Below are 14,914 nucleotides of genomic sequence, written 5' to 3'. Positions count from 1 at the left end.
AATTAAGTGTTCATGGGTGTCTTATCTCGGAATGCCGATACGCCTCCCAGCCGCCGCAGGCCAGGCGCCCGCCTCGGCCTGCGGCAGGGTGGCGATCGCAGCGGCTACCTCAGCCGGGAAGGGCGCGGGGCGGTGGCTGGCCGTGTCGATGCCCATCAGCATCTGCTCGCTGGTGGCCAGCGTCTCGCCGGCTGCGTCGCTCATGGTGAAGAAGAGATGCAGACGCTTGGCGTCGCGGTCGAGCAGCAGCACCTCGACTTCCAGTGCCTGTCCCTGATGGGCTTCGCGCCGGTAGCAGAGGTGGGTTTCCAGGGTGAAAAGGGTGTAGGCCTGGCGCTCGCGGCCTTCGGCATCGAGGCCGATGCGCTCCATCAGGGTGTCCACCGTCAGCGAGAAGACGCGGGCGTATTCGGCATCGTTCATGTGGCCGTTGTAGTCGACCCACTCCGGGGCGACCCGGGTCGTCAGCAGTGTCATGGGTATCTTTCCCTTGATTCGGCATTTGCGTCTATTGGCGACGAAGCGAAACCGGCCGAGCGGTTTGCCAGGAATTGCTCGCAATACCGGAAATGTAACTGTCTACAGTCGAAATAGCGCTGAAAAGCAATCCTAAGGTAATTCTGGCTTTCTTGGCTAAGGTATGGGAGAAACCTCTCCAGGGCATCAGCCCATCAAACGCTTGCTTGATTGAGGACATAACAAGATGCTACCCAAGAAGACCCTTCTGGCCACCGCCGTGATCGGCGCCATGCTGGCCACCTCAGCGAATGCCGAAACCCTGCGCTGGACCCGTTCCGCGGACAGTCTGACCATGGACCCCCACTCCCAGAACGAGGGGCCTACCCACTCGGTCAACCATCAGATCTTCGATACGCTGATCTATCAGGACATGGACGTGGCCTACCAGCCCGGCCTGGCCACCGAGTGGTACGTGAAGGAAGACGAGCCGACCGTCTGGGTGTTCAAGATCCGCGAGGGCGTGACCTTCCACGAAGGCCAGTCGCTGACCGCCGATGATGTGGCCTTCTCCATCGACCGGGCGCGCCGCGAGCCCGCCGACATGCGCGGTCTGCTCACTTCGATCTCCGAAGTGCGCGCGGTGGATGACTACACCGTCGAAGTGGAGACCCACGAGCCCAACCCGCTGCTGCCCAACAACTTCACCAACCTGTTCATCATGAGCCGCGAGTGGGCGGAAGAGCATGGGGTGGAAGAGGCGCAGAACTACGCCGCCGGCGAAGAGACCTATGCCGTGCGCAACGCCAACGGCACCGGTCCGTTCCGCGTCGAGAGCCGTGAGCCCGACGTGCGCACCGTGTTCGTGCGCAACGACGATTACTGGGGCATCGACCACTACCCGATGGAGATCACCCGTCTGGTATTCACGCCCATCGAGTCGGCTTCCACCCGCGTGGCGGCACTGCTCTCCGGCGAAGTCGACTTCCTGCAGGAAACCCCGGTACAGGACATCGAGCGCCTGGCCAACGCCGACGGCATCAAGAACGAGCAGGGCGCCGAGAACCGCACCATCTTCCTCGGCATGGACATGGGCTCGGCCCAGCTGCGCACCGCCGATACCGACGACAACCCCTTCGCCGACCGTCGCGTGCGCGAGGCGATCAACCTGGCGGTGGATGCCACCACCATCCAACGTGCCGTCATGCGCGGCAACTCCGAGCCGGCCGGCATGATCGCACCGCCCTTCGTCAACGGCTACAGCGAGGAGATGGACGAAGTTCTCGAGGCGGATACCGCCCGCGCCCAGGAGCTGATGGAAGAGGCCGGCTACGGCGACGGCTTCCGCGTCACTCTGCACTGCCCCAACGACCGCTACGTCAACGACGAGCAGATCTGTCAGGCGGTGGTCAGCATGCTGGCGCGCATCGGCATTACCGTGGATCTGGTGGCCCAGACCCGCTCGCTGCACTTCGCCGAGCTGGCGCGGGGTGAGTACGACTTCTACCTGCTGGGCTGGGGCGTGCCCACCATGGATTCGGAGTACGTCTTCAACTATCTCTACCACACCAAGGAAGACGCTCTCGGCACCTGGAACTTCACCGGTTTCTCCGACGAGCGGGTGGACGAGTTGACCGTAGCCATGGGCCAGGAGGTCGACGAGGAGGCGCGCAACGAGATGATCGCGGAAGCGTGGCAGATCGTTCACGACGAGATCGTCTACATCCCGATCCACCACCAGATGCTGACCTGGTCGATGCGTGACGATATCGACTTCAAGGTGCAGAGCGAGAATACGCCGCACTTCAAGTATCTGCGTTTCAACAACTAAGCGTCTCGAGGCTCTACCCCCGGCTGCCACAAGCGGCCGGGGGTATCGTCGTTATTTGGTGATCCCATGCTAGCGTTTCTGATCCAGCGCGTACTGCAGGCCATCTTCGTGATGTTCGTGGTCGCGCTCATCTCGTTCTCGCTGTTCCACTACGTCGGCGACCCGGTGCTCAACATGCTCGGGCAGGAGGCCACCGAGGCCGACCGCGCCGCGCTGCGGGCCCAGCTCGGTCTCGACCAGCCGGTGGTGGTGCAGTTCTGGAATTTCATCGTCAATGCCGCTCAGTTCGAGTTCGGCATCTCCTATCGTTCGGCCCGGCCGGTGACCGACCTGATTCTCGAGCGGCTGCCGGCCACCCTGGAGCTGGCCATCATCTCGGCCATCTTCGCCGTGGTCATGGGCATTCTGCTGGGCATCTACACCGCGCTGCGTCGCCGCAGCTGGCTGGCCAACTTCATCATGACCGCCTCGCTGATCGGCGTGTCGCTGCCCACCTTCCTGATCGGCGTGCTGCTGATCTACATCTTCGCCGTGGAACTCGGCATGCTGCCGGCCTTCGGTCGTGGCCAGACGGTGCGCCTCGGCGACTGGTGGACCACCGGCCTGCTGACCACCAGCGGGCTGCGCTCGCTGATTCTGCCGGCGATCACCCTGGGGTTGTTCCAGCTCACCCTGATCATGCGCCTGGTGCGGGCCGAGATGCTCGAGGTACTGAGCACCGACTACATCAAGTTCGCTCGTGCGCGGGGGCTGTCGAAGCGGGTAGTGCATCTACGTCATGCGCTGAAGAACACCATGATCCCGGTCATCACCATCATCGGTCTGCAGCTCGGCACCATCATCGCCTTTGCCATCATCACCGAGACGGTGTTCCAGTGGCCCGGTGTGGGGGCGCTGTTCATCACCGCCGTGCGCTTCGTCGACGTGCCGGTGATGGCCGCCTACCTGATGATGATCGCGCTGGTGTTCGTGGTGATCAATCTGGTGGTGGATCTGCTCTACTACGCCGTCGACCCGCGGCTGCGCGCCCAGGGAGGTGGCAAATGAGTCAGGACGCTCAGACCCGTGACAGCGCCGCACCCGTGGTGCCGCCCAAGCCGAGCAAGTGGCGCACCTTCCTCGACAGTGACATCGTCTACTCGTGGAAGCGCCAGCCGGTGGTAATAGTCGCCACCCTGGTGACGCTGATCATGTTCGCCGCCGCGCTGTTCGCGCCGTGGATCGCGCCGCAGAATCCGTTCGATCCGCGCCAGCTGGAGCTGATCGACGCCTTCACGCCGCCGATGACCACCTCGGACTTCACCGGCAATTTCTACCTGCTGGGCAGCGACAGCCAGGGCCGCGACGTCTTCTCGGCGATTCTCTACGGTTCGCGCATCTCGCTGCTGGTGGGCTTCGCCGCGGTGATCTTCGCCCTGGTGATGGGCACCGCCTTGGGCCTGCTGGCGGGCTTCCGCGGCGGCTGGCGCGACGCGCTGATCATGCGAATCGCCGACGTGCAGCTCACCTTTCCGTCGATCCTGATGGCGCTGCTGATCTTCGGTGTGATCCGCGGCTTCCTGCCGCGCTCGATGCACGCCGAGGTGGCCATCATCGTACTGATTATCGCCATCGGCCTCTCCGACTGGGTGCAGTACGCCCGGGCGGTGCGCGGCGCCACCATGGTGGAGAAGAGCAAGGAGTACGTGCAGGCGGCGCGGGTGATAGGCCTGCCGGCGCGTAAGATCCTGTTCCAGCACATCCTACCCAATGTGATGCGACCGGTGCTGGTCATCGGCACCATCGGCCTGGCGCTGGCGATCATTGCCGAGGCCACGCTGTCGTTCCTGGGGGTCGGCATGCCGGCGACCCAGCCGAGCCTGGGCACCCTTATCCGGGTGGGCCAGGATTACATGTTCTCGGGAGAGTGGTGGATCCTGCTCTTCCCCGGGGTGGCGCTGCTGATACTGGCGCTCTCCGTCAATCTGCTGGGAGACTGGTTGCGTGATGTCCTCAACCCCAAGCTCCGATAACCAACGCCTGGCTCAGCACAGCGCTGCCCCGGTGGCGGGCCACGAGCCTGGCACCGCAGGGCAGGAGCCGGTTCTTTCCGTGCGCCATCTGCGGGTGGAGTTCCCCACCCGCCACGGCACCCTGGTGGCGCTGGACGACGTCTCCTTCGACATCGCCCCCGGCGAAGTGCTGGGTGTGGTGGGCGAGTCCGGTGCCGGCAAGTCGATGACCGGCAACGCCGTGATCCGGCTGCTGGAGCCGCCCGGTCATATCGCTGCCGGTGAAGTCCGCCTCTCGGGCAAGCGCATCGACGATCTTCCCGAAGAGCGCTTCGTGCCACTGCGCGGTCGCCACATTGGCATGATCTTCCAGGACCCGCTGACCAGCCTCAATCCGCTGTTCTCGGTGGGCGACCAGTTGATCGAGACGATCCGCGCCCACCTGCCAATGAACGAGCGCGAGGCTCGCGAGGAGGCGCTCAAGCTGCTGCGCGAGGTGGGCATTCCGGCCCCCGAGAACCGCATCGACAGCTACCCGCACCAGTTCTCCGGCGGCATGCGCCAGCGCGTGGTGATCGCCCTGGCGCTGGCGGCGCGCCCCGAGTTCATCATTGCCGACGAGCCCACCACGGCGCTCGACGTCTCGGTGCAGGCGCAAATTCTCGCCCTGCTCAAGCGGTTGTGTGCCGACCACGGCACGGCGGTGATGCTGGTCACCCACGACATGGGCGTGATCGCCGAGACCGCCGACCGCGTGGCGGTGATGTATGCCGGGCGGCTGATCGAGATCGGGCCGGTGGACGAGGTGATCCGCCACCCGCAGCATCCCTACACCAAGGGCCTGATGGCCTCGATCCCCGGGATTGCCAAACGCCTCGACCGGCTCTACCAGATCGAAGGCGCCATGCCGCGGCTGGCGGCGATTCCCTCGGGCTGCGCCTTCAACCCGCGCTGCCCCCACGCCCAGCAGCGTTGCCGCGACGAGCGGCCCGACCTGCTGCCGGCCGGTGGCAGCCGGGCGGCGTGCTGGCTGCACGACCCGGTCGATCCGCTGCCGCCACGGCAGGACGCAGAGGGAGAGGAGGTGAGCCATGGGCGCTGATACGGCAGTGAAGAAGAGCGCCGCGGCGCAGGGCGAGATCCTGCTCGAAGCACAGGACCTGGCGCGCTATTTCGACGTCTCCAAGCCCTGGCTCAACCGGGTGATCGAGCGCAGCGAAAAGCTCACGCTCAAGGCGGTGGACGGCGTGGGCTTCTCCATCCGCCGCGGCGAGACGCTCTCGCTGGTAGGCGAGTCGGGCTGTGGCAAGTCCACCGTGGCGCGGCTGGTGGTGGGGCTCTACGGCCTGACCCGCGGCAAGCTGGTGTTCGACGGCGAGGACATCAGCGACCTGGCCGGGCGCACCGGGCGCCAGGCCGCCAGCGTGCGCAAGCGCTTCCAGATGATCTTCCAGGACCCCTACGCCAGCCTCAACCCGCTGTGGCGGGTGGGCACCATCATCGGCGAGCCGCTGCGCTTCTTCCGCCCCGAGATGAGCAGCACCGACCGTCGGCGACGGGTGGGCGAGCTGCTCGAGCAGGTGGGGCTTTCGGCGCCCGACGCCAACCGCTACCCCCACGAGTTCTCCGGCGGCCAGCGTCAGCGCATCTCGATTGCCCGGGCGCTGGCCAACGAGCCGGAGTTCATGATCTGCGACGAGCCGACCTCGGCGCTGGACGTCTCGGTGCAGGCGCAGATCCTCAACCTGATGCGCGACCTGCAGGACGAGTACGGGCTGACCTACCTGTTCATCAGCCACGACATGGCGGTGGTCAAGCACATGTCGGACCGCATCGCGGTGATGTACCTGGGGCGCATCGCCGAGATCGCCCCGGCCGACCAGCTCTTCGAGAACCCCCATCATCCCTACTCGAAGATGCTGCTGGCCGCGGTGCCGTCGCTGGAGGGCGTGGGCAAGGAGCGCACCGTGATCCAGGGCGAGGTGCCCAATCCGGTACACCCGCCTACCGGCTGCGCCTTCCATCCGCGCTGCCCGCATGCCAACGAGCGCTGCAAGGCCGAGGTGCCGCGACTGATCGCTCGCAGCGATGGCAGCGAGGTGGCGTGCCACGGCGTCGAGGAGGGCAGGCTGCCGTGAGGCGTCCGGCCTGATGCTGGAGCTGCTCTCGCCGCTCTCGGCCGGGGTCAATCTGGCCCTGGTGCTGCTCTCGGTAGTGACCTCGGCGCTGTCGGCAGCGGCCGGCATCGGCGGGGGCACGCTGTTGATCATCGCCATGGCCCAGGTGATGCCGGCCACGGCGCTGATCCCGATGCACGGCATGGTGCAGCTCGGCTCCAACGGTGGCAGGGCGGTGATGACCTGGCGACACGTTCGTCGTGACATCGTCGTCGCCTTCCTGCCTGGTGTGATCGTCGGCGCCCTGGTGGCGGCGTGGCTGTTGATTCGCCTGCCCTACGGCGTACTGGAGCTGTGCATCGCCGCCTTCGTGCTCTACTCCTGCTGGGGGCCGGGCCTGCCCCAGCGGGCGGTGGGGCGTACCGGCACCGTGATCGCCGGTGCGCTCACCACGTTGCTCTCCAGTTTCGTGGGTGCCAGCGGCCCCATGGTCGCCTCGTTCATCAAGCTCGGCATGAGCGAGCGGCTGCCGCGGGTGGCCACCTTCGCCACCTGCATGACCTTTCAACATGCCACCAAGGCGTTCATCTTCGGCTTTGCCGGTTTCGTCTTCCGCGATTGGCTGGGGCTGATGCTGGTCATGATCGTGGCGGGCTTCGTCGGCACCTGGCTGGGCCTGCGCCTGCTGAACCGGGTGACCGACCATCGCTTCGACTTTTTCTTCAAGTGGGTCCTCACCCTGCTGGCGCTGCGCCTGATCTGGCTGGGCGTGGAGCGGCTGGGTGCCGGATAGGCCGACCGCTCAAGCCGCGGCCCAGCATCTTGCATAGTCCGGGGTGACGGTCAGCACGTCGCCTGTCTCTACCCTCACAGGCAGGCCGTACAGGGCCTCCAGGCGCTGGCGCGTCAGCACCTCCTGCGGCTGGCCGTCGGCGATCACCCGACCATCCTTGAGCAGCAGGATGCGGTGCGCCACGCTGGCGGCCAGGGTCAGGTCATGCAGGATCGCCAGCACGCCGCACCCCTGGGCAGCGGCCTGGCGTGCCGCGCGCAGCACCGTGATCTGATGCTGCAGGTCGAGGCTCGAGGTGGGCTCGTCGATCAGCAGATAGCGCCCTCCGCCCAGCCGCTGGCCGGCCCACAGCTGGACCATCACCCTGGCCATGTGGGTTCTATGCTGCTCGCCGCCCGACAGGTAGGGCACGCAGCGGCGTCTCAGTGCGCTCAGGCTGAGCAGTTCGATGGCCTGCTCGCTTAGTTCTGCTACCTCGTTGGCCGGCAGGGCACGAGGTGCGCCCAGCTGGATCAGCTCCTCCACGCTGAAGGGGGCGCTGATGCGTGGGGTTTGCTCCAGTACGGCGCGCTGTCGCGCCAGGCTGGCGGCGTCCAGGGCGGCGGGATCGTGACCGTCCATGACCACCTGGCCGCAGATGCCGCGTTCGGCACCGCTGAGGCAGTTCATCAGCGATGACTTGCCGGCGCCGTTGGGCCCGAGCACGGCGAGTAGCTCGCCGGGCCTGAGGCACAGGTCGATGTTCGAAAGCAGCGTCTTGCCGCCTTTGCTGAGGGAGAGCGCCTTGGCTTCAAGCATGAGATGAACTCCTGAGTCGTCGCGTCAGCAGCCACAGGAAGAAGGGGCCGCCGATGAGGCTGGTGGCGATGCCGATGGGAGGCTCCTGGGGCGCAATCGCCAGGCGCACGGCGAGGTCGGCGGCGAGTACCAGGCTGACACCGAGCAGCGCCGATGCCGGCAACACCCAGCGGTGAGCATGCCCTACCAGCAGTCTGGCGAGATGGGGTGCCACCAGCCCGATGAAGCCGATGGGACCTGCGGCTGCGGTAACGGCCCCCACGCTGAGTGCGGCGGCAAAAGCCAGGGTGCGCTTGCTGCTTTCGACGTTCAGCCCGGTGTGGAACGCCTGGCGCTCGCCTAATTGAAACAGGTCGAGTCCACGCGCCTGACGCCAGAACAGCGGGGCCATTGCCAGTGCCACGCCCAGAGCCATGAGCACCACGGGCCAGCCCGCATGGCCGAGTCCGCCCATGCTCCAGAAGGTGAGGTCGCGCAGCGCCTGGTCGTCGGCCACATAGACCAGCACGCCGATGAGAGCGCCAGCGATGGTATTGATGGCGATGCCGATCAGGATCAGCATCGCCACGGAGGTTTCGCCGCCTCGGCGGGAAAGGGTGAAGACACACGCCATGACCAGCGTGGCGCCGACGAAAGCGGCCAGGGGCAGCAGCGCGGTCTGCAGCAGAGCCGGCAGCTCCGGCGCGATCAGGCGACCCAGCACAATGGCGCTGACTGCACCGATGGATGCCCCGGCGGTAATGCCGATCAGGCCCGGGTCTGCCAGCGGGTTGCGCAGCATGCCCTGCAGCGCGGTGCCGGCCAGTGCCAGTGCCATGCCCACGGCAACGCCCAGTGCCAGCCGTGGCAGGCGAATCTGCCAGATGATGTTGATATCCAGAAAATCACCGCTGCCGGTGAGCCCGCCCCAGAGCTGGGCGCCGCTCATCCTGACCGGGCCAAGCGCCAGCTCCGCCATGGCCAGGCTCAGTGCCAGGATGCCAAGACCGACGACGACCAACTGCTGCCGGCGGCTGCCGTGGCGCTCGAGCTCCAGACCGACGCTTGCCATCAGTTCGGTTCCATCCCTTTCGCCATGGCGCGATGCAAGGATCGGTTCAGCTCACGTATCGCCTCGGGCGTGCGCGGGCCAAAGCCCAGCAGCAGCATGCCATCCATGGCAATCAGCCGACCGTGCCGACCGGCCGGCGTGGCCGCCAGGTCCGAGCGCAGCAGCACGCGCTCGTGAGGAATGGACGCCAACTGTTCCTCCATCATCACGATCACGTCGGGCGCCAACGCCATGACGCTTTCCATTGCCAGCGGTCGGTAGCCCTGAACGTTGCCGGTGACCGGCTCGCCGCCAGCCAGGGCGATCATCTGTTCCGCTACGGTTCCCTTGCCACCGACGACCAGGGGGCCGCTCTCTGCCGAGAGCACGAACAGGGTGCGGGGTGGCCAACCCGAGGTGGGGTGCAGCGATTCGACTTCCCGGATGGTGCTGTCCAGCTCGGCATGGAAGATTTCTATCAGATTCGTGGCGGCAGCTTCACGGTCGAGCACTTCACCAACGAAGCGAATCTTGGCGGCCACATCGGAATGAGCGTTGCCCTCTGGTGCGGGCGCCCGGAAGACCCGCACGCCGGCATCGTTAAGACGTAACAGGGAGGTTTCCGGGCCGGCGAAATGACTGACGAGCACGCTCTCAGGTCGAAGCGAAAGGACGCCTTCAGGGGACAGGGCGCGTACATAGCCGATGTTGGGCAGGTCGACCGCCTCGGCGGGGTAGGTGGCGGTGGTATCCACGCCGACCACCCGCTGCCCCTCGCCCAAGGCAAAGACGATTTCGGTCAGATCTCCGCCAGCGATGACGATCCGTTCGGCGGCACCCGCCTGCACGGAAGCCGAGCAGAGGGAAATCACGAGACCGCCCAATAGTCGGCGTCTCAATGCACGGCGTGCTCGCTCCTGCTTGGTGTGTCGTGAATTCGACATGATGCTCCCCCATCGCCTCAAATGGGAATGGTGATCATTATCTGTTGTGTCGGTCAAGCTCTCCCAAGCGAGAAAAGCGATGGCGCGGACTCGAGTCGAAGAAAGTCTGATCTAGGTCATAAACGTAAGAAAAGGAGTATTGCTAATGATTATTATTTGATCATAGATTTGTGCGCTGTCTCGATCATGGGGGAAATGGACAATGGAACTACCTACCAAGGGCGGCGGATTAGGTGTGCTGATGGCGCCGCTATTTGCCGTGGCCGCGATACCTGCTGCTGTCGCCGACACCGTTCCATCGGCAGAGTCGCGTCCTGGCGCTCTGGAGACGATGGTCGTGCTGGGCACCGGGACCCAGACCTCGATCTTCGAGAATCCCGCCTCGATTACGGCCCTCGAGGCCCATGAGCTGCGGCGCACGCCGACCACCAGCGTGGCTGAGCTGCTGCGAGACGTCCCCGGTGTGAGGTTGTTCGACGACGGCACGGCCGGTATGAAGCGAATCAGCATTCGCGGTGAGACGTCGCGGCGGGTCACCATCAAGGTCGATGGCCATGCATTGACCGATCATTCGCCCTATGGGACGCCGCTATTACTCGACCCCGCCATCATCGAACGTATCGAAGTGGTGCGCGGGCCTTCGTCCGTGCTCAGCGGTTCCAACGCCATCGGCGGGGTGGTCAACATCATCACTCGCCGAGGCGGCGAGAGGCCGCTGGAGGGCAGCGTCAGTGCGACGGGTTTCTCGGCCACACGGGGTTATCACTCCAGTGCCACCCTGCAGGGGGCGAGTGGGGCAGTGGATTGGCGGGTGACCGGCAGCCTGGCCGATGAGGGGGATCGCCGCACGCCCGAAGGCAGGCTGTCGCCCTCCGGCTTCGAGCAGGACCAGCTCTCGACCCATTTCGGCTTTCGCCAAGGCGACCACTATGTCGCATTGAAGGCCGAGCAGTACCGCCTCGAGGCCGATGTCTACAACCCGCTGCCTGAAGGTTTCACCGAGTTCTCCATCAGGCTACCGCAGCGCGATCTGCGCAAGGTAGGCCTGTTCTATGAGGGGGCGCCGTCGTCGCCGGCCGTGAGCCGGGTGGAAGCGAGTCTATATCATCAGACGGTGGATCGGCTGTTCGAGAACCAGGCTGCCATGACCAGCGGCATGACGGTCGGCACCACCAGCGACGATCGCCAGACCACCTATGGCGCCGATCTGCAGCTGGAACTGGCAGTGACCGGGCTCGGCAGCAGCGTGCTGGGGCTGGAGTACGAGAACGACGCCCTGGCCACGGACAAGACGTCGGATGTGTTCATGCCGTTTCCGCCGCCTGCCGGGCAGCGTAGTTATACCGCCACGTCCGATGAGGCGCGCATCCAGACCTTGTCGGGCTACGCCCAGCAGGCCTGGGAACTGAACGACGATACCACCGCCTATTTCGGTGGGCGGGTCTATGCCGTCGAGGCCGAACTGGAAGCCAGCAGCGACAAGGCACTGGAGCGCAATACCGATACCCGGGCATTGGGCTCGCTGGGCCTGGTATATACGCCCGGTGACAGCTGGTCGCTGCGCGCCAACCTGGCCCAGGGCTACTCCTACCCGACGCTGCAGCAGCTGTTCCTGACCACCACGGCAGGGGGCCAGACTACCGTGGGCAACCCTGAGCTTTTGCCGGAAAAAGCCAACACCGTGGAGCTCGGCGCTCGCTACCGCGATGGCCGATTGACGCTTGATGCCACGCTTTTCCACACCCGGGCAGAGGACTACATCGGCCAGGAAGTGGACAACACTTCCGGCCCGCAGCCGATCCGCCGTTACGTCAACATTCATCAGGCGACGACTACCGGGCTCGAACTCTTCGGAGAGCATCGCCTGACGGCGACGGACACGGCGTTTTACCTGAACGGCAGCGTGCTGCGCCGTGAGTACGACTTCGGCGAGTCGCAAACCTACGATAGCGGTACGCCGCGGCTTGCGGGGCGCTTGGGCGTGCGCCAGGAGTGGATGCCTGCTTCTGCCATGCGTCTGGAGGGCGATCTGTTCCTGCGTGGAGAAAGCGAGGTACGTGAGCGCAATGCCGCGGGCGAGCTGACCTCTCGCACGGCCGGTTTCGGCACGCTCAATGCCTACCTGGGCTTGCAGTATGCCGACCGGCTCGACGTGGGGCTGAGCCTCGACAACCTGCTCGACAAGCGCTACCGCTCCTTCGGCGAACTCACCGGTGAAGAGCGCAGCGTCACCTTGACCACCACTCTGCACTTCTGAGCGAGGGGCCGACATGACGTTGATTGCCTCGACCCGCAGCAAGCGGCGACCGGCGGCGCCGCCTCAGCCGCCACGACTCGAAGCCGACTTGCCCAGGGTCAGCTCAGACCCTATAGCGGAAGCCTTCACTTCCCGCGTGCCATTGATGCCTTGGCTGGACAAGCGGCCGGTACCGCGTGTGGAAATCGCGGATGTCTGGCGCGGATTGTGCGATTCGTCACCGGACTCCGGCAAGCGGCTGGCGTATGTGCACGTACCCTTCTGTGCCAATCATTGCCTGTTCTGCGGCTTCTACCGCAACAAGTATCGGTACCAAGAGTCGGCGCGCTACGTTCAAGCGCTGATCGACGAGGTGCGCCTCGATGCCGATATGCAATGTGTAGGCAAGGCGCCGATCCACGCGCTCTACTTGGGCGGTGGCACGCCCACGGCGCTGGAGACCATCGACCTGGTGCGCCTCATCGAAGTGCTGCGCAGCGAACTGCCATTGGCGGCGGATTGTGAGCTGACGCTGGAGGGGCGCATTCTCCACTTCGACGATGAAAAGGTCGACGCTTGCCTGGAGGCCGGCATCAATCGCATCTCCATCGGTGTGCAGAGCTTCGATACCAAGGTGCGGCAACAGCAGGGAAGACGTGCCAGTGGTCCCGAGGCGGAGCGTTTCATCGGTGACTTGATCGCACGCGACCGTGCCGCCGTGGTCATCGATCTGATGTATGGCCTGCCCGACCAGGACCAGGCCGTCTGGTCTCGCGATATCGATACCGCGCTCTCACTTGGGCCCGATGGGCTCGATGTCTACTGTCTGGCCATGTTCCCGGGCACGCCGCTACATCGAGCGGTGACCAACGGCAAGCTTGCGCCGCCCGTTTCCCTTGCCGGGCAGGCGCGCCTGTACGAACGGGCCTGCGAGCGTCTGGCCGGGGCCGGCTGGCACCAGGTCAGCAACAGCCACTGGGCAAGCTGTACCCGCGAACGCAATCTCTACAACCTGCTGATCAAGGCTGGAGCCGAGACACTCGCCTTCGGTGCGGGGGCAGGAGGCAGTCTGGGCGATTACAGCTATAGCATCGACGCCGACTTGCCGGGCTATCTGCGGGCGGGGGGTGAGGGGCGCAAGGCGATCACGGGCATGCTGAGAAGCGATGAGCATCAGCCGCTGCGGGACTGGGTGACCGGCATGCTGGAAACGGCACGGCTCGACATCGCTGAGTTGCTGCGGCGCTGGCCTGGCCTGAATGCTCGCCGCGCGGGCCTGGAGGCACTGCTCGGCAGCTGGCAGCAGGCCGGCCTGGCGGAGTATCACGGCGAAATCGTCACCCTGACCACTGCGGGCCGGTTCTGGAGCACCAATCTCATTGCAGGTCTCAAGCAGGAACTTACCCACTCGACAGGCGCCCCAAGCGTGCCTGATGTCACCTGAAACGAAGCGGTACGATTACCAACCTCAAGGAGAGAAGCATGTCGACCGAACTGTTGTCCGCCAAGACCGAACGTCTGCAAAAGCTGCGTCTGCAACTGGCGGAAAGCCAGGATGGCATTCTGGAAGCCATGGCGCTGCAGCATGACGTGACCCTGCTCGACGTCGTGCGCTGCCTGCCTGATGCGTGCTGGCAACGTATCGATGGCAGCCACTTCGTCAGCGTGATGCAGGAGCTTGCCGAGTGGGGTGAGCTTACCACCATCGTGCATACCGACGGGGTGATCCTCGAATTCACCGGTCCGCTGCCTGGCGGCGAGCTGGGTCGTGGTTTCTACAACCTCAAGGGCGGTTCGGGCCTGAGTGGCCATCTCAAGCCAGACTGTTGCAGCGATATCATCTTCCTCAGGCGTCCTTTCATGGGTACACCCACAGCCTCGGTGCAGTTCTTCAGTGCTGACGGCAACAGCATGTTCAAGGTTTACATCGGGCGTGATGCATCGCGTCAGCTGCGCCCCGATCAGTTGGAGCGCTTCGAATCCCTGGTCCTGCGATTGACCCGGCAACGCGGGTACGCGGCATGAGTGCGACACTCATCTTCGGTGCCACGCGAGGTGCAGGCCTCGAGGTGGCGCGAATCCTGCGAGAGCGAGACCGGCGGGTCATCGCTCTCGTGCGTCCGACCAGCGACGAAACGCCCCTGGTGTCACTGGGTGTCGAGTGCGTCATGGGCGATGCGCTCAGCAGCCATGACGTACGTAAGGCCTTTCGCAAGCTCGGAGAGGGCGGTCGTATCGTCTCGACCCTCTCGGGGCTGGCGCCGGATGGTGGCTACACCGATGAGCTGGGGAACCGGCTCATCATTGAGGTCGCGCACGACTACCTGCCGGAGCGCATCGTGCTGGTGACCTCGATCGGCTGCGGTGAAATGGCATCTCATCGCTCGGCGCGTGCCATCGAGGCCTTTGGGCAAGTCGTGGATGCCAAGACGCGTGCCGAGGATGATCTGCGCGCAAGCGGGCTGCCTTTCACCATCCTGCGACCTGGTGGCCTCAAGAGCGAGCCCGCCACAGGTAGAGGGATACTGAGCACCGACCCTGCCATGCATGGTTTCATCCATCGGGCTGATCTGGCCAAGCTGATCGCTGCCGTGCTGGATGATGCGGCGACTATGGGCGGTATCTACGCCGCGGTGGATCTCGACCAAGCCCGCTGCGACAACCCCATCGAGCCTGTCGCGATTAAGGCGGGAAGAGGCTGACGAAGGCATTGCAAGG

The 14,914-nt window shown here is 65.0% G+C and carries 14 protein-coding genes; 10 read left to right on the top strand and 4 right to left on the bottom strand.

What is annotated here, in order from left to right; genetic code table 11:
* Positions 1-21 precede the first annotated feature (21 nt).
* The gene (locus tag HOP59_RS06340) at positions 22-477 is read right to left on the bottom strand and encodes a thioesterase family protein (protein ID WP_234253232.1); all 456 of its coding nucleotides are present in this window, start codon (positions 475-477) and stop codon (positions 22-24) included.
* Between the two features lie 226 nt (positions 478-703).
* Here HOP59_RS06340 and HOP59_RS06335 point away from each other — a divergent pair, with 226 nt between their 5' ends.
* The 6 genes from HOP59_RS06335 to HOP59_RS06310 all read left to right on the top strand — a co-directional run bounded on the left by HOP59_RS06335 (position 704) and on the right by HOP59_RS06310 (position 7,188).
* Positions 704-2,287, top strand: coding sequence for an ABC transporter substrate-binding protein (locus HOP59_RS06335; RefSeq protein WP_234253231.1), 1,584 nt, complete (start codon positions 704-706; stop codon positions 2,285-2,287).
* A 66-nt stretch (positions 2,288-2,353) separates the two neighbouring features.
* Positions 2,354-3,334 carry an ABC transporter permease gene (locus HOP59_RS06330; protein ID WP_010626296.1) on the top strand — a complete coding sequence of 327 codons (981 nt, stop codon included), beginning with the start codon at positions 2,354-2,356 and terminating at the stop codon, positions 3,332-3,334.
* Positions 3,331-4,299, top strand: coding sequence for an ABC transporter permease (locus HOP59_RS06325; protein WP_234253230.1), 969 nt, complete (start codon positions 3,331-3,333; stop codon positions 4,297-4,299). Before HOP59_RS06330 ends, HOP59_RS06325 begins: the two co-directional genes overlap by 4 nt.
* Positions 4,274-5,380 carry an ABC transporter ATP-binding protein gene (locus tag HOP59_RS06320; protein ID WP_234253229.1) on the top strand — a complete coding sequence of 369 codons (1,107 nt, stop codon included), beginning with the start codon at positions 4,274-4,276 and terminating at the stop codon, positions 5,378-5,380. Before HOP59_RS06325 ends, HOP59_RS06320 begins: the two co-directional genes overlap by 26 nt.
* On the top strand, positions 5,370-6,416 hold the full coding sequence (locus HOP59_RS06315; protein WP_234253228.1) for an ABC transporter ATP-binding protein: 1,047 nt from the start codon (positions 5,370-5,372) through the stop codon (positions 6,414-6,416). Before HOP59_RS06320 ends, HOP59_RS06315 begins: the two co-directional genes overlap by 11 nt.
* A 13-nt stretch (positions 6,417-6,429) precedes the next feature.
* The gene (locus HOP59_RS06310) at positions 6,430-7,188 is read left to right on the top strand and encodes a sulfite exporter TauE/SafE family protein (protein ID WP_234253227.1); all 759 of its coding nucleotides are present in this window, start codon (positions 6,430-6,432) and stop codon (positions 7,186-7,188) included.
* A 9-nt stretch (positions 7,189-7,197) separates the two neighbouring features.
* Here HOP59_RS06310 and HOP59_RS06305 read toward each other — a convergent pair whose 3' ends face one another.
* Genes HOP59_RS06305 through HOP59_RS06295 form a run of 3 tightly spaced genes read right to left on the bottom strand, consistent with a single transcriptional unit; the run spans position 7,198 to position 9,960 of the window.
* On the bottom strand, positions 7,198-7,986 hold the full coding sequence (locus tag HOP59_RS06305) for a heme ABC transporter ATP-binding protein (RefSeq protein ID WP_234245169.1): 789 nt from the start codon (positions 7,984-7,986) through the stop codon (positions 7,198-7,200).
* Complete coding sequence (locus HOP59_RS06300; RefSeq protein WP_234253226.1) at positions 7,979-9,037, bottom strand: FecCD family ABC transporter permease; 1,059 nt, start codon at positions 9,035-9,037, stop codon at positions 7,979-7,981. Before HOP59_RS06300 ends, HOP59_RS06305 begins: the two co-directional genes overlap by 8 nt.
* A complete protein-coding gene (locus HOP59_RS06295) occupies positions 9,037-9,960 on the bottom strand; it encodes a heme/hemin ABC transporter substrate-binding protein (RefSeq protein WP_234253225.1) in 924 nt (307 codons plus the stop codon). Before HOP59_RS06295 ends, HOP59_RS06300 begins: the two co-directional genes overlap by 1 nt.
* A gap of 202 nt (positions 9,961-10,162) precedes the next feature.
* On the opposite strand from HOP59_RS06295, the gene HOP59_RS06290 reads away from it, so the two are divergent.
* From HOP59_RS06290 to HOP59_RS06275, 4 genes are read left to right on the top strand one after another with little or no spacing between them, the layout of a single operon-like run.
* A complete protein-coding gene (locus HOP59_RS06290; RefSeq protein WP_234253224.1) occupies positions 10,163-12,217 on the top strand; it encodes a TonB-dependent receptor plug domain-containing protein in 2,055 nt (684 codons plus the stop codon).
* A gap of 13 nt (positions 12,218-12,230) precedes the next feature.
* The gene (hutW, locus tag HOP59_RS06285; protein WP_234253223.1) at positions 12,231-13,640 is read left to right on the top strand and encodes a heme anaerobic degradation radical SAM methyltransferase ChuW/HutW; all 1,410 of its coding nucleotides are present in this window, start codon (positions 12,231-12,233) and stop codon (positions 13,638-13,640) included.
* A 38-nt stretch (positions 13,641-13,678) separates the two neighbouring features.
* Complete coding sequence (gene hutX, locus HOP59_RS06280; protein ID WP_234253222.1) at positions 13,679-14,221, top strand: heme utilization cystosolic carrier protein HutX; 543 nt, start codon at positions 13,679-13,681, stop codon at positions 14,219-14,221.
* Positions 14,218-14,898: an NAD(P)H-binding protein gene (locus tag HOP59_RS06275; protein WP_234253221.1), complete on the top strand. Its 681-nt coding sequence runs from the start codon at positions 14,218-14,220 to the stop codon at positions 14,896-14,898. Before hutX ends, HOP59_RS06275 begins: the two co-directional genes overlap by 4 nt.
* The last annotated feature ends 16 nt before the right edge of the window (positions 14,899-14,914 follow it).

This window comes from Billgrantia aerodenitrificans (genome assembly GCF_021404405.1).
Taxonomy (GTDB): domain Bacteria; phylum Pseudomonadota; class Gammaproteobacteria; order Pseudomonadales; family Halomonadaceae; genus Halomonas; species Halomonas aerodenitrificans.
The sequence above is the reverse complement of the archived record's forward strand: the minus strand, read 5'-3'. Positions and strand labels throughout refer to the sequence as shown.